The following is a 19501-nucleotide window of genomic DNA, read 5'->3' on the forward strand; positions in this document are numbered from 1 at the left end:
TCGTGATGGGCGGCGACCATTCCCCAGAAAGCTGCAACCCACGGGGAGATAACAATGAAACGCGACTGGATACGCGACCTGGCGGAGCGCACAGGCTTTCCCAAGATCAGCATCTACCTGCCGATGGAGATGCGCAGCGCCGAAACCCTGCAAAATCCGACGCGCCTCAAAAACGCTCTCTCAGAGGCACGGCGCAGTCTTCAGGCGGCAGACGCAGGACGAGACGTCGACGCACTCTTGCAGCCGGCGGAAGAACGTCTGGACGATTTCGACTTCTGGCAGCACCAGGACCAATCCCTTGCCGTCCTCATCGACGAAAGCGGCGTGCAATGGATCAAGCTGCCGGGCGAAGTCGAAGAGCTTTCGCTGGTCGGCGAGCGCTTTTATCTCCGCCCGCTGATCCGCATCTTCTCATCCGCGGGCCACGGCTACCTTCTATGCGTCACGCGTGACGACGTACAGCTCTATAAAGTGCGTAAGCACGACCTCCGCCCTGTCGACGTTCCGAACATGCCAAAAAGCCTCGCGAAATTCCGCGGCATGACGGAGTTTGACGGCAATGTCGGCTTCCATTCGAACGCGTCCGGCGGCCAGCAAGGCGGATCCGCCGGCGTACCGCAATACCATTCGCTCGGGCCGAGCCCGGACGATTACAACGAGGTCGAGCTTGACGAATATCTGGGGCAGATCGCCAAGGCCGTCGATCACAAGCTGGGAGGTGCAGGCGCACCTCTGGCGATCGCAGCCGAGCCGCGCACCTTAGGCCACCTGCAGAACAAGCTGCACTATAAGGGCGTTTCGGAGGAGAACCTGAAGGTCGATCCAGCCTCCAAGAGCGAGGCGGAATTGCACCAGGCCTCCTGGTCGGTAATGCAGCCGGAAGTCGAGGGCGATCGGCGTGATGCGCTGGAGCGTCTCAAGGCACGCCTCAAGGACGAAAGCTCCAACGGCGCGCTACGCGACATCAACGAGATCGCTCGCGCGTCGATCGAGGGGCGGCTGGAAGCCGTCTTCATCGCCCGCTCGGCCCATCTTTGGGGAAGCTACAATTCCGACGAACACGCCGTGCATGTTGTCGATGAACCGGGCCCCGAACAGTTCGACCTCATTGATTTCGTGGCGGTGAGAGCGCTCCAGGCAGGCGGCTCGATCTACAGCATGGAAGGCGAGACGGCCGAAAACCTCGGTCCTGTCGCAGCGCTGACCCGCTACTGACCTGAGGCGTCCTTCGCGATATGCCCCGCGGGTGCCAGCACGGTCAGCCCGCGGGGATATTGCTGGATCTTGAGCGGCGGTCTGAGCGTCACCACTTCCCCGTCGACCGAGGCTCGCGCTTCGGAGCGCTGCATGGAAATCGTGACGGCCTGAGACCGTCGCATCGACAGAATCGGATTGTCGCTCATGCGCCCGAGCGCGAAGGCCGCCGCAAGTTCCAGAAGGTCGGTCCATTTGCGCGACGTGGCGAAATAGATGCCGAGCGTCTCGGCGCAAGGATCATCGGCATAAGGCAGATGCCCATCCCCAAGAGGTCCGTTGCTGACCACGAGGGCCGCAGTTTCAACGTCGATCTCCTCATCGGCAAGGGAGAGACGCGCACGAATGATCGGCGGCCGCCGCAACGCAAGGCGGAGAGCCTTGGCGCTCGCCATGAGCTTGCCGAAACGCGATCCGTAATCGAGCTCCTGGCGCAGCCGGATCATTTTCGGATGCAGCCCGAGCGTGACATGGTGAACGAAGAGCCGCCCGTTCACATCCGCGATATCGACGCGAGAGACTTCACCCGCAGCGAGCACCCTCGCCGCCTCATACATGTCGAGCGGAACGCCCAACGCGCGGGCGAAAAGGTTCATCGTGCCAAGCGGCAGGATGCCCAGGACTTTACCGTTCTGGTATGCTTGCGAGGCGGCAAACGACACGCTGCCGTCCCCGCCGCCGATGATCACCGTGTCATAAGCATCGTCCGCGAAGGCCGCCTCGATGGCGGAGATCGCCTCCTTGCCCGCCTTCCAGTGAAGGGTCACGTCGTGCCCGGCCTGCCGGAAAATATCCGCGATCTCTTCGCCTGCAGATGGCTCGCACGTCCGCAAAGTCCCGGAATCGCTGTTGAGAACCAGCGCCAGACGCATAGCCGCCCGTGAGGGTCCGGGCTGTTCGGACGCCTCGGCAGAATCTCTTTCATTCCCAGTCATTGCGACGCTCGCCCCCAACGCCAGCGTCTGCTGAGACGCTCAAATTGTCTCTCAGCGAAGGCCGCTCAGTTCGCAATGCGACTTCATCACCCGGCTCTCGTCGTCCTGCTCGATCAGGTAGGCCGGGTTCTCGGCATCCGCATTGCGCACGATTTCATGGCCTTCCAGGCTGCGCACGACGGGACGCGTGAACACTTCCACGATCCGGCCTCGGCTGGTCCAGCCACCGAACCGCCACTCAACGCTCTCACCCTTGCGATAGGTTTGCGCCATTTTCTTCTTCAAAACCTCTTTCGTCTCCGCCGGCATGGCGGTCATCTTCACTCGCGTTCTGCGTCTTCTTCCTTGACCGAGTCTTGCGCCCGCTCCAAAATTTCATCCGGCTGATCTAGCCGGTCTTCTGGAGCAAAGCCGAAACCCTCTGGATCTCCAGTTTCGACAGAGGAGACCGGAGAGGTTCCCGAAAGAGACTGAAGCAGATCTCGGCCGTAGGCGATGACGCCGTCGACATCGTGGGAAACATCCATGGAACGGCGCGCCTCGAGTTCATCGAGCGCTCCGCGAAGCGCTTCGCGGCGCTCCTCGACCGTTCCACGCGCAGAATGCGCAAGTGCATCGAGATCGTCCGTGGTGATCGGCTGGGCGAGGCCCGGCTCGTCCGCATCTCCCCCGACGTCATAGTCCGACGAGAAAGGCACTCCAGGCCCATCGAGACGGTTTGTCATATCGTCCTCCTTGAGCAGTGAATGTGCCGAAGGCTGGTGAGTTCCCACCCGGATAGCACGGCCCTTCCCTGGTGGCGGATTGGCCACGCCACCTTGAAGCGCGCTCTTGCAGCGCAATCTTGATCCAGCGGTGACGGGATTATGGCGAGAAACGGAATCGAGCGAAGATGAACGAGTTTCAAAGCGACAGGCAGGCGAGACGCAGCAAGGAACGCGAGCACAGAGGGGCCGAGCGGGCGCAGGATTCGCGCGGCCTCACCCAGCGCGAAGCCAAGACCGTCGAGAAAAGACTGCGCCTCTCTGTACCCGCAATCTACGAAGTGGTGCGGCAGGAGGGAGAGGAGGAAATGCAGCGCCCCACCTCCTCTCTCTGGTGGTCGGGCATCGCTGCGGGCTTGTCGATCGGCTTCTCGCTCGTGGCGGAGGCGGCGTTGCGCTACCACCTGCCAGACGCTCCCTGGCGCCCCCTTGTCGACAACTTCGGCTATTGCGTCGGCTTCCTGCTCGTCATTCTCGCCCGCCAGCAGCTCTTCACCGAAAACACCATCGCTCCGATCCTGCCGCTCGCAGCGGAGTTCACACGCAAAAATGTCTTGTGCGTCTTGCGCTTATGGAGCGTCGTCTTCGTCGCCAATATGGTCGGAACGCTCGGCGTCGGGGTTTTCAATGCGGCTCTTCCCGGCACCCATCCCGAAGTCTTCCAGGCGATGCTGGAGATCAGCCGAGAGATGATGGACAAGAGCTGGTTCACGATGTTCGTGCGCGCCGTCGGTGCCGGCTTTCTCATCGCTGCGATCGTGTGGATTTTGCCGAGCGCATCCGGCAACGAGTTCCTCGTGATCGTGATTTTCACCTACATCATCGCGATCGCCGAATTCACCCACATTATTGCCGGCAGCGTCGAGGCATTCCTGCTCGTCGCGCATGGCGATATCAGCATCTTCACAATGTTATGGCACTTCACTCTGCCCGTATTAATAGGCAACATCCTGGGCGGCACGGCCCTTTTCGCCCTCCTTGCCTACGCGCAGGTAAAAGAGGAAATCAAATAGCGATCTTTCATTAGCCAGGGTATGAAATTTTCTTCACCGACGGCGAGGCCCTGGAACCCCGCGACATCGATCCTCGTTTTCCTGGCATCGAACTCAACAGGAGAAAGTCATGAATTGGGATCGCGTTCAGGGCAACTGGAAACAGTTCAAGGGCAATGCTCAGGCCCAGTGGGGCAAGCTCACGGATGACGAACTCGACCAGGTCGAGGGCAACCGCGAGGCACTCGCCGGCAAGATCCAGGAACGCTACGGCGTGGCCAAGGACGAGGCCGAGCGTGAAATCGACGACTGGCTCGCCCGTCACTAAGACGGTCGAGGTGTAGGATAAACAAGTTCAGGGCCGGCTTCCTGCCGGCCCTTTTTGTGTCTTTCTCGCAATTGCAATAACCGCCTCGACGTGGCTTAAGAGCCGCGTTCGCGAGGAAGACCGCCATGCGCATCACGATGATTGGGACCGGCTATGTAGGCTTGGTCTCTGGTGTCTGCTTTTCCGAGTTCGGCTTCGACGTCACGTGCGTCGACAAAGACCAGGCGAAGATCGAAGCCCTGCAACGGGGCGAAGTGCCGATCTACGAACCCGGTCTCGCGGAGCTGATGGTCAAAAACGCCGGCCGCCTGACCTTCACCACGGACCTCGCGGGGGCCGTCGAGAACGCCGACGTCATCTTCATCGCGGTTGGCACACCGACGCGACGCGGCGACGGCGAAGCGGACCTTTCCTATGTCTACGCCGCAGCCCGCGAAGTCGGCGAAGCCATGCGCTCTGGCTCTGTCGTGGTCATCAAATCGACGGTCGTCGTCGGCACCTGCCGCGAAGTGCGCCGCATCATCGAGGAGACGGCCCCGGACAAGGAATTCTCCGTCGCCTCCAATCCGGAATTCCTCCGCGAAGGTGCGGCGATCGAAGATTTTCTCCGCCCTGACCGCGTCGTCGTGGGCGTTGAAGATGCGCACGGCGAACAGACCCTGAAGGCGCTTTATCGCCCGCTCAATCTGCGTCAGACGCCGATCGTCTTCACCTCGCTCGAGAACGCGGAAATCACGAAATACGCGGCGAACGCTTTCCTCGCGATGAAGATCAGCTTCATCAATGAGATCGCCGACCTCTGCGAAATCGTCGGCGGCAACGTCCAGGACATCGCTCGTGGCATCGGCCTCGACAACCGCATTGGCCCGAAATTCCTGCATCCGGGACCGGGTTATGGCGGCTCCTGCTTTCCGAAGGACACGCGGGCCCTCGCGACGACCGCTCGTCGCCTCGGCAGCCCGATCCGCCTCGTGGAAACCACGATCGCTTTCAATGACGAACGCATTCGCACGATTCCAGATCGCGTGGTCGCGGCACATGGCGGCAGCGTCGAGGGCAAGACGATCGCCGTGCTCGGCATCGCCTTCAAGCCCAACACTGATGATATCCGCGAGGCTCCGAGCCTGACTGCCATTCCCGCGCTGCAGGCCGCGGGAGCCACCATTCGCGCCCACGATCCCCAGGCGGCCGAGGCGGCAAAACCGCTGCTTCCGGGCGTGACCTGGTGTGCTTCGCCCTATGCCGCCGCAGAAGGGGCCGACGGCCTCGTCATCATGACGGAGTGGAACGAGTACCGTGCCCTTAATCTCGCCACGCTTTCGCGGACGATGCGGGGCGATGTGTTAATCGATCTGCGAAACATCTATCCGCCCGAAGAAGTGGCACCTCACGCCTTCAACTATCACAGCGTTGGCCGCAAACCGCGGGTTGCCGAGCCCAAGGGCCCGTCACGTCCGCGTCTTGTATCCTCCTGAGATTTCTCGAACTGTAAGACCCATGTCCGCAAATCTGTCCCACCTTGACCGGTTGGAAGCAGAAAGCCTGCACATTTTCAGGGAAGTGGCAGCCGAATGCCGCAACCCGGTGATGCTTTATTCGATCGGCAAGGATTCGTCGGTCATGCTGCATCTCGCGCGCAAGGCCTTCCATCCGGCTCCGCCTCCCTTCCCGCTTCTGCATGTCGACACGACCTGGAAGTTTCGTGACATGTACGCCTTCCGCAACCGGATGGCGGCCGAGGCGGGCATGGAGCTCATCGTCCATGTCAATCAGGAAGGCGTCGCCGCCGGCCTCAACCCCTTCGATCATGGCGCCAATTACACGCGCGTCATGAAGACGGAGGGTTTGAAGCAGGCGCTCGACAGGCACCATTTCGATGCAGCCTTCGGCGGCGCCCGCCGTGACGAGGAAAAGTCACGCGCCAAGGAGCGGATCTTCTCCTTCCGCTCCAAGAGCCATGGCTGGGATCCGCGCAATCAGCGCCCGGAGATCTGGCGGCTCTACAACACCCTCATCCATGAGGGCGAATCGATGCGCGTCTTCCCGCTCTCCAATTGGACCGAGCTCGATATCTGGACCTATATCGAGCGCGAGAACATTCCGCTTGTGCCGCTTTACTTTGCGGCCGAACGGCCGGTCGTGAAGCGCGACGACCAATGGATCATGGTCGATGACGACCGCATGCGGCTGATGCCGGGCGAAGTCCCCCAACAGCGGCTCATCCGTTTCCGCACGCTCGGATGCTATCCCCTGACCGGCGCTGTGGAATCGTCGGCAACCACACTTGCCGAAGTGGTCATGGAGACCATGGGCGCGACCCAGTCGGAGCGCGGCGGCCGAGCCATCGACCGGGAAGCCTCGGCTTCCATGGAGCGCAAGAAGCGGGAAGGCTATTTCTGATGGATACCGCCAGCACCAACCCCGCGAGCATGCAGACGCTCGCCGGCACGCTTGCCGCGCCCGACACCCTGCGCGTTCTGACCTGCGGCTCCGTCGATGACGGGAAGTCGACCCTGATCGGACGCCTCCTTTACGATTCCAAGCTGCTCTTGCAGGACCAGATCGCCGATCTGGAGCGAGACAGCCGCCGCCACGGCACCACCGGTGGCGACATCGACTTTGCGCTCCTCGTCGATGGGCTCGAGGCCGAGCGCGAGCAAGGCATCACGATCGACGTCGCCTGGCGCTTCTTTGCGACGCCCCGCCGTCGCTTCATCATCGCCGACACGCCGGGCCACGAGCAGTACACGCGCAACATGGCGACCGGAGCGTCGACCGCCGAGCTCGCCATTCTCCTGGTCGATGCCGAAAAAGGCCTGTCGCGACAGACACGCCGCCATGCCCTGATCTGCTCGCTGATGGGCATCAAGCAGGTCGTGCTGGCCGTCAACAAGATGGATCTCGTCGGTTACGATGAGACCGTTTTCGAGAAGATCGCGGCCGATTTCGCAGCCTTTGCCGAGCGCACGCGCATCGAAAGCGTCACGCCGATCCCGCTCTCGGCGCGCGAAGGTGACAACGTCACGGGCCCGAGCCCGCGCCTCTCCTGGTGGAAGGGTCCGGCCCTCCTGCCGTTCCTGGAGGAAGCGCCATCGGCTCCGGGTCTTGTCGAAACGCCGTTGCGCTTTCCGGTACAATGGGTGTGCCGGCCCGACCATACCTTCCGCGGCTATGCGGGCACGATCTCATCCGGGCGCATCGCCGTTGGCGATGAAGTCGTGGTGGCGGCCTCCGGCAAAAAGAGCCGCGTGACAGCAATCGACATCGGCGAGAATTCACTCGAGGAGGCCGTCGCCGGCCAGTCCATCATGCTTCGGCTTGCCGACGAGGTCGATATCGCCCGCGGCGACGTTCTGGTGCCGGCGGAAAACCGGCCGGAAGTGACGGATCAAATCGCCGCCCATCTCGTCTGGATGGCGGAGGAGCCGCTTCTGCCCGGCCGGCCTTATTGGCTGAAAGCCGCCAACCGCATGGTTTCTGCGCAGGTGAGCGAACTGAAGCATCACCTCTCCGTCGACACGCTTGAAGAGACGGCCGGCAAGGTCCTGGAATTGAACGAGATCGGGTTTGCCAACCTGTCGCTGGCGCATCCGATTGCATTCGATCCGTACGGCGAGAACCGCGAAACCGGCGGCTTCATCCTGATTGACCGGTTCACACATTCGACGGTCGCCGCTGGCATGGTCGATTTCTCGCTGAGACGTGCCGCCAACATTCATTGGCAGTCGCTCGACGTCGACCGCAATGCCCGTGCGCGTCTGAAGAATCAGAAGCCCACGGTGTTGTGGTTCACGGGCCTCTCCGGCGCCGGCAAGTCGACCGTCGCCAATTGGGTCGAAAAGAAACTCTATGCGGCCGGCCGGCACACGATCACGCTCGACGGTGACAATGTCCGCCATGGTCTCAACCGCGATCTCGGTTTCACCGACGCCGACCGGGTGGAGAATATCCGCCGAGTCGCCGAGACGGCAAAACTGATGACAGACGCAGGCCTCATCGTCCTCGTCTCCTTCATCTCGCCCTTCCGCTCCGAAAGGCAGATGGCGCGTCAGTTGATGATGGAGGGGGAATTCGTCGAAGTCTTCGTCGACACGCCTCTCGACATTGCCGAAAAGCGCGACCCGAAGGGGCTCTACGCAAAGGCGCGGGCCGGGCAGCTGAAAAATTTCACGGGCATCGATTCGCCCTACCAGGTGCCGGAAAACGCCGAAATCACCGTCGACACGACCTCGGCTTCCCCGGAAGAACTGGCCGACGAGATCATCGCTTACCTGCGCCAGAAAGGCCGATTGAGCTGAGCGGAGACTGTCGCGGCGCTCCAAAGGGCCGCACCCTGAAGGACAGAAAGAGCCGTTGACCCAAGTGTCAACGGCTCGTTACACCGGGCCAATCTTGCAATACAAATACCATCGGCGCCGCCCACAGCCTGGCGACAGCATGATGGTTATGGTCGATGCGATGACCCCGGAAAAACCGTCTCCTTTCGCCATTTGGTGGTACGCCATCCGTCCGCGCACGCTGGCGCTCTCCGTCTCGCCGGTCGTCGCCGGCCTGACGCTGGCATGGGCCGAGAACGGCGATTTTCACCTGCTTCTGGCGCTGGTGACCCTGATCTCGGCCGTGGCCATCCAGATCGGCACCAATCTCAACAACGACGCCGTCGACGCTTTGAACGGGACAGACGATTCCGGCCGCATCGGCCCGCCTCGGGTGACGCAAAAGGGATGGGCGACGGCGCGCGAGGTCTTCCACGCCACGCATCTCGCCTTCTTCATCGCAGCCCTCGGCGGCCTTTATCTCATCCAGGCCGGCGGTATCCCGATCCTCATCGTCGGCATCCTGTCGTTGATCGCCGGCTATGCCTATTCGTCCGGTCCCTGGCCGATCTCGCGCAGCACTTGGGGCGAGGCCTTCGTCATCACCTTTTTCGGTCTCGTCGCTGTCGACGGGACGTTCTATCTGCAGACGGGTTTCATCGACTTCCCGGCCATCCTTCTCGGAGTGGCGATCGGGTTGCCGGCAGCCGCCGTTCTCCTCGTCAACAACACGCGCGATCGCGAAAGCGATACGCTCGCCGGCCGCCAGACGCTCGCGATCCGCGTCGGGCCTCTCGGCGCCGGACGCCTTTACGGCCGTCTGCTCGCCGCAAGCTTTGTGATGATCACCCTTCTCGCCCTCGTCGGCGAACACCTCACCGGCGCTCTCCTCGGCCTCGTCTGCATTCCGCTTGCCTGGAAGGCTCACGTGGCTTTCCGCAATGCGACGACGCCCGCCGATTTCAACGGCTGTCTCGGACAGACCGCCTCGGTTCAGGCCGCGCTCTGTCTCACCGTCAGCCTTGGTCTGATCTTCACCGCCGCCTGACGGCTTCCGGCTCCGCGATATCCTGAGTCTGCAGAAACCGCCGCTCGCCACCTTCCAGAACGAGGCAGGTCAGGCGGCCGGAGGCAAAGGCGCGCGTGTCGATATCGATGCGGTTGGGGCGAATGTCGACCTCGTCACGAGGCGTGTGCCCGTGCACGACACAGAAGCCGAAATCCCGTCCGCTTGAGAGAAACGGCTCGCGGATCCACACGAGATCCTCCTCCCGCTGCGCCCGCATGGGGCGTCTGGGATCGATCCCGGCGTGAACGAAGAAATAGTCGCCGACGCTCTCGCTGAGAGCGAGCGAACGTAAAAACTGTTCGAAGCCACCGCTCAGCGCCTGCAGCAAAGCCTGATGGCAGGTGACGAGCGAGCGCTGATCTCCGCCCGAAGGAGGCGCAACGCCGAACGAGCGCAACGTCGCCGATCCGCCCTGCCCGCACCAATAAGGAAGCATGCTCGGATCGGAGAGAACCTCGAGAAGCACCGCCTCATGGTTGCCCTTGAGGCAGACGCGGCGGTCGCAGAGCTTTTCGCCCGCGAACAGATATTCCAGGACCGCGCGGGAATTGGGTCCGCGATCGATGTAATCGCCGAGGAAGATCTCGACGCTCTCTTCCGGTGGGGACGCCGCGAGATCGGCTTTGATCTGCTCTTGAAGATCGAGAAGCAGATCAAACCGCCCGTGAATATCGCCGATCGCGTAGACGCGGCATCCGTCTGGGACGGCGTGTTGCGGGTCAGTGCGTGCTGCGGAGAAAAAGGCCATGCCCGCGATATAGGGTGAGGGTCCGCAAAATCAGCCGCCCCACCCTCTCGGGCCCGCTCGTGTCAGCGCCGCGCGCAGAAAAGATAGGCAGGCTGCATGTCCGGCCAAAGCCCCCTGGCACCGTCCATGGCAGCCTGCCCGGCCGAGGCGAGCCTCAGCCGAACTTGAACAGGACGCCGAAACCGCCGCGCGGATAATTCCACTCGATGTCGTGCGTATCGGCGCACACGATGCGGCAGGTGCCGCATTCCATGCAGCCGTCGGGCGTCACCTCGACCTGCCCCTTGTCGTTGAGGGCATAGCAGCCCGCCGGGCAGATCTTCGTCAGCGCCAGAAGCGCCTGAGACGGCACCTCATGCGGGCGGATCTTGACGTGCGGACGGCCCGCATCCACCACGTAACGGTTGTAGTAAAGCTTCTCTTCAACCTTCACGGCATCTGTTTCCGTGCTCATCGCCAGGCCCTCGCCAGTTTGAACGCGTCACCAATCATGCCCCTCAACGTCCGCGCCTGGCGGAACGAGGAGACGATCGCTTTCTCCTTCGCCTTCTTGTCCAGCCCGTCGACGCGGAACCATGTCTGCGCCGCCTTGCTCAAGAGACGCGGATAGAGGCCGAAGAGTGTTTCCTTGTTGCCGTGCAGGAAGGCCGGGATCTTGCGGTATTTGCGCATGTCCTTGAGGACGAAGGTCTTCTCCAGCCGGTCCTGATATTCGGCGAGATTGGTTTTCGTCATCTCCTTGCGCATGCGGTGCAGCCGCACGACGGTTTCCGCGGCAACGCGGCCCGTCGTCATCGCAAGGTTGGAACCCTCGCGGTGGACGGCATTCACGAAATGCCCGGCATCGCCCACCATCAGCCAACCATCGCCGAAGAGCGAAGGGATGGCGTTGTAGCCGCCTTCGGGGATCAGATGGGCGGCATATTCCTTCACCTCCGAGCCCGCCAGAAGCGGCGCGATCGCCGGATGCGACTTGAACCTCTCCAGGAGTTCGTAGGGTGCCTCGCGCTTCTCCGTGAAGTCGGAGACGAGGCAGCCGATGCCCACGGAGATGGATTCCTCGTTGGTGTAGAGAAAGGCGGTCCCGGTCATGCCGAGCGTCACGCTGCCCATCGCCTCGATGACGACGCCTTCGTCGCCCTTGAGGTTGAACCGGCTTTCAATGACGTCGCGCGGCAGGAAGTGCATTTCTTTGACCGCAAGCGCCACGGTGTCCGGCTTCAGCTCATCGCGCAGCCCCGAACGCTGGCCAACGAGGCCGTTGACGCCTTCCGCAAGGATGACGACATCGGCCATCACCGCGCCATCCTCGCGGTCGGTCTGCACGCCGATCACCTTGCCCGCCGTGTTGCGAATGAGCTCCTTGACCGTCGTCTCATAAAGGACGGTCGCGCCGGCATCGCGAACCTTCTGGCTGAACCATTTGTCGAACTGCGCGCGGATGATCGTGTAGCGGTTCGGCTTCTCTTCGTTGAACTCTTCCGAGCGGTAATGCATGCCGGTGTAAGACGCGTCGTCGAGCATCCACAGACGCTGCTCGATGACATGCCGCTCGAGCGGCGCATCCTCACGAAAATTCGGGATGAGCTTTTCGAGCGCGTCGGAATAGAGGATCGCGCCCTGAACATTTTTGGAGCCGGCATATTCCCCGCGCTCCAGCTGCAGCACGTTCAAGCCCTCCTTCGCCAGGGTGTAGGCGGCGGCGTTGCCCGAGGGCCCTGCACCAACAACGATCGCATCGAAACGCTGTTCGACCATGGCTGCCTCCTTAGCCTGCCAGGCGGTTGACGGAGAGGTGCTTTGCGAATGCCCGCGTCAGCGCCGGAAGCACTTCCAGGGCATCGGCCACCACGCCGAGATGAGCAAAATCGAAAATGGGAGCATTCGGGTCGCTGTTGATGGCGACGATGAGATCCGCTCCCTCCACACCGACACGGTGTTGGATCGCGCCCGAAATGCCGGCGGCGATGTAAAGCTTCGGCCGGATGGTCTTGCCGGTCTGGCCGATCTGGCGCTCGGCCGGCACCCACCCTTTCTGCACGAGCGGCCGTGAGCAGCCGTATTCGGCGCCGAGGACTTCGGCGAGATCCTTCACCAGCTGAAAATTCTCAGCCGAGCGAAGCCCGAGCCCGCCGGCCACGACGATGTCGGCGAAGGCGAGCTGCACCTTGTTGGAATCACGGTCCGCGACGAAGCGCAAAACCTTGGTTACGACATCCTCCTCCGCCATGTTGAGCGGATGCTCGATCAGGCGTCCCGTGCGTCCCGGCTCGCGTTTCGGCATGGCCATGACGCGCGGCCGCACCGTCGCCATCTGCGGGCGGAAATTCAGCGTGTAGATCGTGCACAGCAACGACCCGCCGAAGGTCGGCCGCGTCGCTGCGAGCGAACGATCGTCGTCGATCGCAAGCTCCGTGCAATCGGCGGTCAGGCCCGTTGCCAGCGTCGTCGCAACCGAACCGGCGAGGTCGCGGCCAAGCGTCGTCGCGCCCAGAAGCAAGATCTCCGGCTTGTAGGTGTTGACGAGATCCGTCAGGCACTTCGTGTAGGTCTCGTTGCGGTAATGCGCGAGCATCGGATCGGCGACCTGATAGAGGACGTCGGCACCGTGCTCGTAGACTTCCCTCGCGGCCGCCTCGAGTTCGCTCTTGTCGCCACCCAAAAGGACGCCCACGACCTCCACGTCGAGCTTCTCGGCGAGCTTTCGGCCCTCTCCCAGAAGCTCCAGCGACACGGGATGCACGTGCCCGTGCTCGTATTCGATGAAGACCCAGACATGCCGGTAGGCTTTGAAATGCTCCGGCAGTTCCTTCTTCATGCCGGCCCGACCGCCTGCGGGGCGGGCTTGCTGCTTTGGCGCGTTTGCCATCGGCTTTGCCTCCTACTGCCCGGCCGCGAAATTCATCAGATCGTCTTCGATCGTCTGATGCCGGCTGAAAATCTCGTTCATGAGCGTGTCCGCGATCTCGTCAGGGCCCTTGCCGCTGACGGGAAGCTGCTCGGCTTTCTCTTCGCGCGGCGTCGGCGCGAAGACGCGCTTGACGACCGTCGGCGATCCGCGCAGGCCGCATTTGGTGACGTCCTCGATGCCGATATCCGCGGCGTTCCACACCGTCACATCGGCTTTGGCCGCCGAGAGCGCGGCCGAAAGCGAGCCGCGCCGCATCTCATTGGTGCCTTCGAGCATGGTGATGAGAACGGGGAGCTTGGTCTGCAGAACCTGCACACCCCCTTCCGCGCGCCGCTCCACCTCGATCGTGCCGCCCTCGCGGTCGATCGGCCCGATCTTCGCGACATAGGTGAGCTGATTGAGGTTGAGGCGCGTCGCAATTCCCGGCCCCACCTGAGCCGTATCCCCATCGATCGTCTGCTTGCCGGTGAACACGATCGAGGGCGCGCCCCAGACCTCGCCGATCTTCTTGATCGCCTGCGACAGGGAAAAACTCGTCGCCAGAGTGTCGGAGCCTGCAAAGAAGCGATCCGTCAGGAGCACCGCGCGATCGGCCCCGAAAGTCAGCGCCTTGCGCAACGAATCCTCGGCCATCGGCGGGCCCATGGAGAGAACGGTCACCTCCCCGCCAGACTTGTCGCGCAGCCGCAACGCCTCTTCGAGCGCGAAAAGATCGTAAGGGTTGATGATGGTCGGCACACCCTGGCGCATGATGGTGTTGGTGACCGGATGAACGCGGATCTGGGCGCTGTCCGGAACCTGCTTGATACACACGACGATCTGCATCGTTCCTGCCTTCCTCATGCGCACCGGAGCCAGCTTGCGTCTGGTGGCCGGTGCCGAATTCAAGACCTCATCAGGTCTTTCGCAAGCAGCGTGCCAATCTCGAAAATCTCGTAACTATATGATGTTAATGTGCTTTTACGGATTGTCGGGTTTGCGCGACACGGCCAAAAGCGGACGGTAGCTGTCGCAAACCCGACAGAAGTGTCACTGGTTGGCGCGCCCTGTCAGGGTGTTGAGCGCCACGAAGGGCTTTGATTTCGGCTTCGGTCCACCCGCGGCCTGCTTCAGCACCTTGAAGACGCGCTGTTCGAGGGGCGACGACCGTGTGAAGTCCTCATAGGCCTGCGCCAGATGCGTGCGGCACGCTTCGCGCGCGGCCTCATCATCGAGATCGTCGAGATGGTCGGCGGCGAGATACTCGCCCATGCGCCGCAGAATGTGCAGGCGCGCGACATGCACCACCTTCGGATCGTACGGCACGTCGAGACACGCGAAAAACTCTTCCGCGGCCGACAGCTCCCGCAATTCGTCCAGAACGCCCATGATATCCTCCGCAGCGGCGGCCTCAGGGCCGCGCTTTCCCTTGAGAACCGGTCAGGCCGCGAGTTCGCGTGCCGTCAGCGCCGCATGAAGAGCGGCAACTTCGTGAAGGCCGACCGCGCGCTTGGCCTTGGCGGCCTCTGCGCGGACCAGGTCGAGAAGCGTGCGCGTCTGCGTGTCGTCGGCGGCAAGTCCAAGAGTCTCGAGCGCATGGCGCATCGAGGAGATGCCGGAATGCTTGCCGAGAACGATGGTGCGCGCGCGCCCGAGCCGCTCCGGATTGAGACCCTCATAGGTTGCCGGATCGCGCAGAAGGCCGGAAACGTGGATGCCGGATTCGTGCATGAAGGCGGCGGCCCCGACGATCGGCTTCGATTCGGGGATCGGACGGCCTGCCGCCCCCGCAACGAGCTCCGCGAGCCCCGTCAGATGCGTAAGGTCGACCCGGCTCTTATGGGCACTGATATGATCGAGCGCCGTCGCCACCTCTTCGAGCGCCGCATTGCCGGCACGCTCGCCGATGCCGAGAACGCAGACGGAGGCATGCGTGGCTCCCCCGCGGATCGCGGCCAGCGTGTTGGCCGTGGCAAGGCCGAGATCGTCGTGGCCATGAAATTCCAGATCGAGATCGCTCATCGCCCGCAGCCGCTGAAAGACGGCAAAGGTCGTGAACGGGTCGAGGATACCGACCGTATCGGCGAAGCGGAATTTGACGGCGCCCGCCTCCTGCGCGACCCCAATGGCCCGACGAATGAAATCGAGATCGGCGCGGCTTGAATCCTCGCCGCCGAGCGCGACCCGGAGCCCATGCGCGCGGGCATAAGGGATGACGCTGCGAATGCGGTCGAGAACGTCCGCACGATCAGTGCCGAACTTCGCCTTGATCTGCCGATCGGACATCGGCACGGAGAGATTGACCTCTTTGAGACCGGTCTTCAGCGCGGCATCGACATCGCCCTTGGTCATCCGGCACCAGGCGATGACGCGCGAACCCGTCACCGCCTCGCCGATCGCCGCAAGGCTCTCGATCTCGGCCTCCCCCATCGCCGGCGTGCCCGCCTCGATCTCGTCGACACCGGCCGCATCGAGGGCCCGCGCGATCGCCACCTTCTCGTCGATCGAGAAGGCGACGCCCGGCGCCTGTTCACCATCGCGGAGCGTCGAATCGTTGAAGGCGATGTGACGGGGGACGATGCGCTCCTCAAGCATAGAGACGCTCCTGTGGCTTTGCGGGCTGCCGTGCCTTTCGCCAGAACGGAGACACGGCGCGCAGCTCTTCGATGATGTCGGGAAGGATCTCAATCAGCCGATCGACATCGGCTTTCTCGTTGTCGCGCGACAGGGAGAAACGCACGGCACCATGCGCCGCCGTAAAGGGAAGACGCATCGCGCGGATCACATGCGAGGCGTCCATGCCGCCGGAGCTGCACGCCGAGCCGGACGAAACGGCGACGCCATCGCGCGACAGAAGATGCACGATCGCCTCGCCTTCGACGCCATCGAAAGCGATGTTGCTCGTATTCGGCAGGCGATTGTCCACGTCACCGGTCACGATGCATTTGTCGATCACGGCCAGCACGCCCGCTTCCAGGTGGTCGCGCAGCTCCCGCACGCGCGTTTGTTCGTCATAGAGATGGAAGGCGGCAAGCTCCGCGGCTTTGCCGAGGCCGACGATGGCCGGCACATTTTCCGTGCCGGCGCGGCGTCCCCGTTCCTGACGCCCCCCGCGAATGAGCGGCTGAAACGGCACGCCCTGACGGACATAGAGCGCACCGATCCCCTTCGGTCCGTGCAGCTTGTGTCCCGAGAGCGACAGCATATCGATCGCGCCGGATTGGAGATCCATCGCGATCTTGCCGACCGCCTGCACCGCATCGGTATGGAAGAGCGCGCCGGTCTCGTGCGCCATCGCAGCCAACCGCTCGACCGGAAAGATCGTGCCGGTCTCGTTGTTCGCCCACATGATGGAGACGAGAGCCGTCTGACGACCGAGCACCTTCTCATAGGCATCAATGTCGAGCCGGCCCCGCCCGTCGACCGGTATGACATGGACGACCACACCAGCGCGTTTCGCCAGATCCTGAGCGAGCGCGAGGACAGCCGGGTGTTCCACCGCCGAGACGATCAGCTCGTTGCGGCCCTCCTGTGTGGCGAGTGCGGACAGGATGGCGGTCGTATCGGATTCCGTTCCGCCGGAGGTGAACGTGATTTCCTGGTCCGATTCGGCGCCCAGCAGCGACTGAAGCTGCCCGCGCGCCCGCTTCACGGCCGCGGCAACCACCGAGCCGAAGCCGTGCGGTGACGAGGGATTGCCGAAATGCTCCGTGAAGAACGGCAGCATCGCCGCCAGCACGTCGGGATCAACGGGTGTGGTGGCGTTGGCATCGAGATAGACGGGCCGCATCACCGCCTCCTCAATGTCTCGGGTGAACCGGGATGACGCGGACGGGCGCGCCGAGCTTCGCCATCAGCCGCATCTGGATGCCGCCGATGGTCACGCCGGCAAGCTGGCAGCCGACGCAGGCACCGGTCAGCCGCACCATGATCTTGTTGTCTTCGATATCGACGAGCTGGCAGTCGCCGCCATCGCCCGCAATGTAGCGGCGGATATCCTCCAGCGCCTCTTCGACGAGAGCGAATTTCTCCTCACGGCTGAGACCGAGCCCAAACGCCGCCGCCTTGCGCGAGCCGGTCTCGCCCTCGGCGCTCCCAACGCGCGCCTCGGGCGACGACGCAGGCCTCTTCGGCATCTGCGTGCGGTTGAGAAGCGTCAGCCGCACCATCGGCTTCTCACCCGGGCGGGCCGCGCCTTCGCAGCGCTCCTCTCGCTCTTCGGCAGCCGTCTCCACAAGCTCATCCTGATAAAGGGGGGTAAAATCAGTCATGGGGCTCTCCATCATCCGAAGGACTTGCCGCAGGAGCAGCTCCAGGTCGCCTTCGGATTGTCGAAGGTGAACCCGGCGCCCTCCAGGCTGGTGACGAAATCGACGGTGGTGCCTTCGAGGTAGGCGATGCTCATCGGGTCGACGAAGACCTTGATGCCCGCCTGCTCCACCAGCACATCGCTCGGCTCGGCCTCACCGACGAGGCCCATCATGTATTTGAGGCCGGCACAGCCGCCGCTCTCGACCATCAGGCGCAGGCCCTCGACCGGTTCTTCAGACCCGGCGATCGCTGTGCGCAGCGCATCCACGGCGGCCTCGGTCAGCTGGATCATGCCTTGCTCCTTCGTTGCCAGGAGCGCAGCAAGCCGCATGCCAAACCATAAAGTATTGTTTTAAAGGATATTCAGAGATTGAAGGAATGTCGCATTCCGCACCAATGTCACAAAGCCGACAGGCGCCTTCGCAACAGCGGGAAGGATCGATGCGCCCTCAGGACGCCTTCTCGGCATCACGCTTGACGCGGGCAAGCAGGCTTTCGCCACTCTCATCGCCGAAGCAAGTCTCGAAGTCGTCGCATTCGCGGCAGGTCGGCGCGGTGCAGATCTGATAGCCCGTATCGCGACAGATCATGCGGTAGAAGAACTTCTTCCACTTCATGTCCTGGCTGTTGGCCTCCGACAGCATCTCGAAGTGCCGCTCCATCAGCCAGCCGAGTTCGCGCCGGTTGCGGAGACCGAGATCCTGCCAGAGATGGTTCGGTCGCTGACAGCGCCGCGCGATGATCTCAGCAAACCGCATTTCGAGAGAGCTGTCCTCGGTCGTGCCACTCATCAAGAGGTCGAGAAGGCAGGCCTCGTCATCGCTGCGTTGGGGCGCGACATTGGCCGGAAGGCCCTCGAAAACCGCCGCCGCATGCGGAAAGAGCGCGTCGACGAGGTCTTTGAGATTGTCGCTGTCGAGGCCCAATGTCTCGACGACAGACACCTCCTCCTTGCGGCTTTCCGAAATGGCGAGCGCCAGCACGGAGGCAATGACATGCGCGTCGAACGCATTGCAGAGCGGCCGCTCGCCGCCCTCCATCAGAAAATCGTAGACCTCCGCCGCGTCCATCGTATCAGGCCGCGAGCGCCTCGGCCCCGTGCGTCTGGCTGCCCGTCGGGCAGACCCTGGCGCAGGCGCCGCAACCGATGCAGTTTCCGGCATCGCCGAGCACCATCACCTTGCGCTCCAGCTCGTCGTCATCCTCATCCTCGAGGTCGACGAAATCACCGTCTTCGGTGACGCCGCGAAGTGTCATCACGTTGCGCGCACAGACTTTGTAGCAGCGCCCGCAGCCGATGCATTTCTTCGGATCGATCGAAAGAAGATATTCCGGCGTCCAGTCCCGGCCGTCACGTGTCACGAAGCTCATCTTGTCCCCCTGGGCTCGCCCAAGCCCCTCTCATCGGCCACGCCTCAGGCGCGGGCCACGTCTGGATAGGTATCGATCGTCTCGCGCGCCTGGCGCACGACCTTCATGCCGGCCTCGGCGAGGTCACTGAGGCTTTCGAAACCGAAGCGGTGCACGTCGCGCAGCGACTTCGCGAAGATCACGAGCTTGCCGGCCGTCAGGATGACGCGCCCGAACCCTTCCCAATGCATGCTCATCATCGGCGAGGCCATGAGCCCCGTCTCGCGCTCGACCGTCAGACCGACGGCGCGATAGAACTTGTCCACCCGGTCGAGAAGGTCGGGGTCGGGATCGTCGATGATCGGCTTTGCCCGCCGCTCTTCGGCGGTGACGATGAACTCCTCGAGAAGCTCGGCATCGCTCTTGCTCTCCCAGGCGCCGTAGGAATCCTCCGCCCGGTAGAGCGCGACGAGCGATTTGAGGAAGGGCGAGCCCATGGCCTTCTGGTCCGCGTCGCCCGCCGACATCAACGCTTCCGCCATGC

Annotated in this window: 23 protein-coding genes; 7 read left to right on the plus strand and 16 right to left on the minus strand. The window is 62.9% G+C overall.

The features are described from left to right. Positions 1 to 54 precede the first annotated feature (54 nt). On the plus strand, positions 55 to 1215 hold the full coding sequence (locus tag NYQ83_RS08920) for a hypothetical protein (protein ID WP_261214212.1): 1161 nt from the start codon (positions 55 to 57) through the stop codon (positions 1213 to 1215). On the opposite strand, the gene NYQ83_RS08925 is transcribed toward NYQ83_RS08920, so the two are convergent. From NYQ83_RS08925 to NYQ83_RS08935, 3 genes are read right to left on the minus strand one after another with little or no spacing between them, the layout of a single operon-like run. Beyond that, complete coding sequence (locus tag NYQ83_RS08925) at positions 1209 to 2189, minus strand: diacylglycerol/lipid kinase family protein (RefSeq protein WP_261214215.1); 981 nt, start codon at positions 2187 to 2189, stop codon at positions 1209 to 1211. The genes NYQ83_RS08920 and NYQ83_RS08925 overlap by 7 nt on opposite strands. Positions 2190 to 2240: 51 nt before the next feature. Then, the gene (locus NYQ83_RS08930; RefSeq protein WP_234628375.1) at positions 2241 to 2507 is read right to left on the minus strand and encodes a DUF2945 domain-containing protein; all 267 of its coding nucleotides are present in this window, start codon (positions 2505 to 2507) and stop codon (positions 2241 to 2243) included. A 2-nt stretch (positions 2508 to 2509) separates the two neighbouring features. Beyond that, the gene (locus NYQ83_RS08935) at positions 2510 to 2914 is read right to left on the minus strand and encodes a hypothetical protein (protein ID WP_261214217.1); all 405 of its coding nucleotides are present in this window, start codon (positions 2912 to 2914) and stop codon (positions 2510 to 2512) included. A gap of 167 nt (positions 2915 to 3081) precedes the next feature. On the opposite strand from NYQ83_RS08935, the gene NYQ83_RS08940 reads away from it, so the two are divergent. The 6 genes from NYQ83_RS08940 to menA all read left to right on the plus strand — a co-directional run bounded on the left by NYQ83_RS08940 (position 3082) and on the right by menA (position 9637). Further along, the gene (locus NYQ83_RS08940; RefSeq protein ID WP_261214219.1) at positions 3082 to 3966 is read left to right on the plus strand and encodes a formate/nitrite transporter family protein; all 885 of its coding nucleotides are present in this window, start codon (positions 3082 to 3084) and stop codon (positions 3964 to 3966) included. Positions 3967 to 4075: 109 nt separating this feature from the next. After that, positions 4076 to 4273, plus strand: coding sequence for a CsbD family protein (locus NYQ83_RS08945; RefSeq protein ID WP_128291614.1), 198 nt, complete (start codon positions 4076 to 4078; stop codon positions 4271 to 4273). A gap of 125 nt (positions 4274 to 4398) precedes the next feature. Next, entirely contained in the window at positions 4399 to 5748 is a 1350-nt protein-coding gene (locus NYQ83_RS08950; RefSeq protein WP_261214222.1) for a UDP-glucose dehydrogenase family protein, read from the plus strand. A 22-nt stretch (positions 5749 to 5770) separates the two neighbouring features. Then, positions 5771 to 6673: a sulfate adenylyltransferase subunit CysD gene (gene cysD, locus NYQ83_RS08955; protein WP_128291612.1), complete on the plus strand. Its 903-nt coding sequence runs from the start codon at positions 5771 to 5773 to the stop codon at positions 6671 to 6673. A 29-nt stretch (positions 6674 to 6702) separates the two neighbouring features. Continuing rightward, complete coding sequence (cysC, locus tag NYQ83_RS08960) at positions 6703 to 8571, plus strand: adenylyl-sulfate kinase (RefSeq protein WP_261215152.1); 1869 nt, start codon at positions 6703 to 6705, stop codon at positions 8569 to 8571. A gap of 139 nt (positions 8572 to 8710) precedes the next feature. Further along, a complete protein-coding gene (gene menA / locus NYQ83_RS08965) occupies positions 8711 to 9637 on the plus strand; it encodes a 1,4-dihydroxy-2-naphthoate octaprenyltransferase (RefSeq protein ID WP_261214226.1) in 927 nt (308 codons plus the stop codon). Here the strand turns inward: menA and NYQ83_RS08970 are convergent. The 13 genes from NYQ83_RS08970 to NYQ83_RS09030 all read right to left on the minus strand — a co-directional run bounded on the left by NYQ83_RS08970 (position 9624) and on the right by NYQ83_RS09030 (position 19499). After that, a complete protein-coding gene (locus NYQ83_RS08970) occupies positions 9624 to 10406 on the minus strand; it encodes a metallophosphoesterase family protein (protein WP_261214228.1) in 783 nt (260 codons plus the stop codon). The two genes, menA and NYQ83_RS08970, sit on opposite strands and share 14 nt — an antisense overlap. A 154-nt stretch (positions 10407 to 10560) precedes the next feature. After that, a complete protein-coding gene (locus tag NYQ83_RS08975) occupies positions 10561 to 10860 on the minus strand; it encodes a ferredoxin family protein (protein WP_128291608.1) in 300 nt (99 codons plus the stop codon). Then, positions 10857 to 12164, minus strand: coding sequence for an FAD-dependent oxidoreductase (locus NYQ83_RS08980; RefSeq protein ID WP_261214231.1), 1308 nt, complete (start codon positions 12162 to 12164; stop codon positions 10857 to 10859). Before NYQ83_RS08980 ends, NYQ83_RS08975 begins: the two co-directional genes overlap by 4 nt. Positions 12165 to 12174: 10 nt before the next feature. Next, entirely contained in the window at positions 12175 to 13275 is a 1101-nt protein-coding gene (locus tag NYQ83_RS08985) for an electron transfer flavoprotein subunit alpha/FixB family protein (protein WP_128291606.1), read from the minus strand. Positions 13276 to 13287: 12 nt separating this feature from the next. After that, entirely contained in the window at positions 13288 to 14142 is an 855-nt protein-coding gene (locus tag NYQ83_RS08990) for an electron transfer flavoprotein subunit beta/FixA family protein (protein ID WP_128291605.1), read from the minus strand. Between the two features lie 204 nt (positions 14143 to 14346). Beyond that, a complete protein-coding gene (nifW, locus tag NYQ83_RS08995; protein ID WP_261215154.1) occupies positions 14347 to 14688 on the minus strand; it encodes a nitrogenase stabilizing/protective protein NifW in 342 nt (113 codons plus the stop codon). Between the two features lie 48 nt (positions 14689 to 14736). After that, complete coding sequence (gene nifV, locus NYQ83_RS09000) at positions 14737 to 15891, minus strand: homocitrate synthase (protein WP_261214234.1); 1155 nt, start codon at positions 15889 to 15891, stop codon at positions 14737 to 14739. Further along, positions 15884 to 17086: a cysteine desulfurase NifS gene (nifS, locus tag NYQ83_RS09005; RefSeq protein ID WP_261214236.1), complete on the minus strand. Its 1203-nt coding sequence runs from the start codon at positions 17084 to 17086 to the stop codon at positions 15884 to 15886. The genes nifV and nifS overlap by 8 nt, the downstream gene beginning before the upstream one ends. A gap of 10 nt (positions 17087 to 17096) precedes the next feature. Next, the gene (locus tag NYQ83_RS09010; RefSeq protein WP_261214239.1) at positions 17097 to 17567 is read right to left on the minus strand and encodes a NifU family protein; all 471 of its coding nucleotides are present in this window, start codon (positions 17565 to 17567) and stop codon (positions 17097 to 17099) included. Positions 17568 to 17578: 11 nt separating this feature from the next. After that, positions 17579 to 17899 carry a HesB/IscA family protein gene (locus NYQ83_RS09015; RefSeq protein WP_128291600.1) on the minus strand — a complete coding sequence of 107 codons (321 nt, stop codon included), beginning with the start codon at positions 17897 to 17899 and terminating at the stop codon, positions 17579 to 17581. Positions 17900 to 18056: 157 nt separating this feature from the next. Continuing rightward, the gene (locus tag NYQ83_RS09020; RefSeq protein WP_261214241.1) at positions 18057 to 18677 is read right to left on the minus strand and encodes a nitrogen fixation protein NifQ; all 621 of its coding nucleotides are present in this window, start codon (positions 18675 to 18677) and stop codon (positions 18057 to 18059) included. Between the two features lie 4 nt (positions 18678 to 18681). Beyond that, entirely contained in the window at positions 18682 to 18978 is a 297-nt protein-coding gene (gene fdxB / locus NYQ83_RS09025) for a ferredoxin III, nif-specific (protein WP_261214243.1), read from the minus strand. Positions 18979 to 19022: 44 nt separating this feature from the next. Next, complete coding sequence (locus NYQ83_RS09030) at positions 19023 to 19499, minus strand: NifX-associated nitrogen fixation protein (RefSeq protein WP_261214244.1); 477 nt, start codon at positions 19497 to 19499, stop codon at positions 19023 to 19025. Between the last annotated feature and the right edge of the window lie 2 nt (positions 19500 to 19501).

This window comes from Afifella sp. JA880 (assembly GCF_025379905.1).
Classification (GTDB): domain Bacteria; phylum Pseudomonadota; class Alphaproteobacteria; order Rhizobiales; family Afifellaceae; genus Afifella; species Afifella aestuarii.

Excerpts from the sequence above, each read along its gene's own strand:
- NYQ83_RS08925 (WP_261214215.1), bottom strand. The coding sequence starts at position 2,189 with ATGACTGGGAATGAAAGAGATTCTGCCGAGGCGTCCGAACAGCCCGGA.
- NYQ83_RS08975 (WP_128291608.1), bottom strand. The coding sequence starts at position 10,860 with ATGAGCACGGAAACAGATGCCGTGAAGGTTGAAGAGAAGCTTTACTAC.
- NYQ83_RS08985 (WP_128291606.1), bottom strand. The coding sequence starts at position 13,275 with ATGGCAAACGCGCCAAAGCAGCAAGCCCGCCCCGCAGGCGGTCGGGCC.
- NYQ83_RS08980 (WP_261214231.1), bottom strand. The coding sequence starts at position 12,164 with ATGGTCGAACAGCGTTTCGATGCGATCGTTGTTGGTGCAGGGCCCTCG.
- NYQ83_RS08950 (WP_261214222.1), top strand. The coding sequence starts at position 4,399 with ATGCGCATCACGATGATTGGGACCGGCTATGTAGGCTTGGTCTCTGGT.
- NYQ83_RS08990 (WP_128291605.1), bottom strand. The coding sequence starts at position 14,142 with ATGCAGATCGTCGTGTGTATCAAGCAGGTTCCGGACAGCGCCCAGATC.
- cysC (WP_261215152.1), top strand. The coding sequence starts at position 6,703 with ATGCAGACGCTCGCCGGCACGCTTGCCGCGCCCGACACCCTGCGCGTT.
- NYQ83_RS08945 (WP_128291614.1), top strand. The coding sequence starts at position 4,076 with ATGAATTGGGATCGCGTTCAGGGCAACTGGAAACAGTTCAAGGGCAAT.
- NYQ83_RS08920 (WP_261214212.1), top strand. The coding sequence starts at position 55 with ATGAAACGCGACTGGATACGCGACCTGGCGGAGCGCACAGGCTTTCCC.
- menA (WP_261214226.1), top strand. The coding sequence starts at position 8,711 with ATGATGGTTATGGTCGATGCGATGACCCCGGAAAAACCGTCTCCTTTC.
- NYQ83_RS09010 (WP_261214239.1), bottom strand. The coding sequence starts at position 17,567 with ATGACTGATTTTACCCCCCTTTATCAGGATGAGCTTGTGGAGACGGCT.
- NYQ83_RS09030 (WP_261214244.1), bottom strand. The coding sequence starts at position 19,499 with ATGGCGGAAGCGTTGATGTCGGCGGGCGACGCGGACCAGAAGGCCATG.
- nifS (WP_261214236.1), bottom strand. The coding sequence starts at position 17,086 with ATGCGGCCCGTCTATCTCGATGCCAACGCCACCACACCCGTTGATCCC.
- NYQ83_RS08930 (WP_234628375.1), bottom strand. The coding sequence starts at position 2,507 with ATGACCGCCATGCCGGCGGAGACGAAAGAGGTTTTGAAGAAGAAAATG.
- NYQ83_RS09020 (WP_261214241.1), bottom strand. The coding sequence starts at position 18,677 with ATGGACGCGGCGGAGGTCTACGATTTTCTGATGGAGGGCGGCGAGCGG.
- NYQ83_RS08970 (WP_261214228.1), bottom strand. The coding sequence starts at position 10,406 with ATGGCCTTTTTCTCCGCAGCACGCACTGACCCGCAACACGCCGTCCCA.
- NYQ83_RS08935 (WP_261214217.1), bottom strand. The coding sequence starts at position 2,914 with ATGACAAACCGTCTCGATGGGCCTGGAGTGCCTTTCTCGTCGGACTAT.
- fdxB (WP_261214243.1), bottom strand. The coding sequence starts at position 18,978 with ATGAGCTTCGTGACACGTGACGGCCGGGACTGGACGCCGGAATATCTT.
- NYQ83_RS09015 (WP_128291600.1), bottom strand. The coding sequence starts at position 17,899 with ATGATCCAGCTGACCGAGGCCGCCGTGGATGCGCTGCGCACAGCGATC.
- cysD (WP_128291612.1), top strand. The coding sequence starts at position 5,771 with ATGTCCGCAAATCTGTCCCACCTTGACCGGTTGGAAGCAGAAAGCCTG.
- NYQ83_RS08940 (WP_261214219.1), top strand. The coding sequence starts at position 3,082 with ATGAACGAGTTTCAAAGCGACAGGCAGGCGAGACGCAGCAAGGAACGC.
- nifV (WP_261214234.1), bottom strand. The coding sequence starts at position 15,891 with ATGCTTGAGGAGCGCATCGTCCCCCGTCACATCGCCTTCAACGATTCG.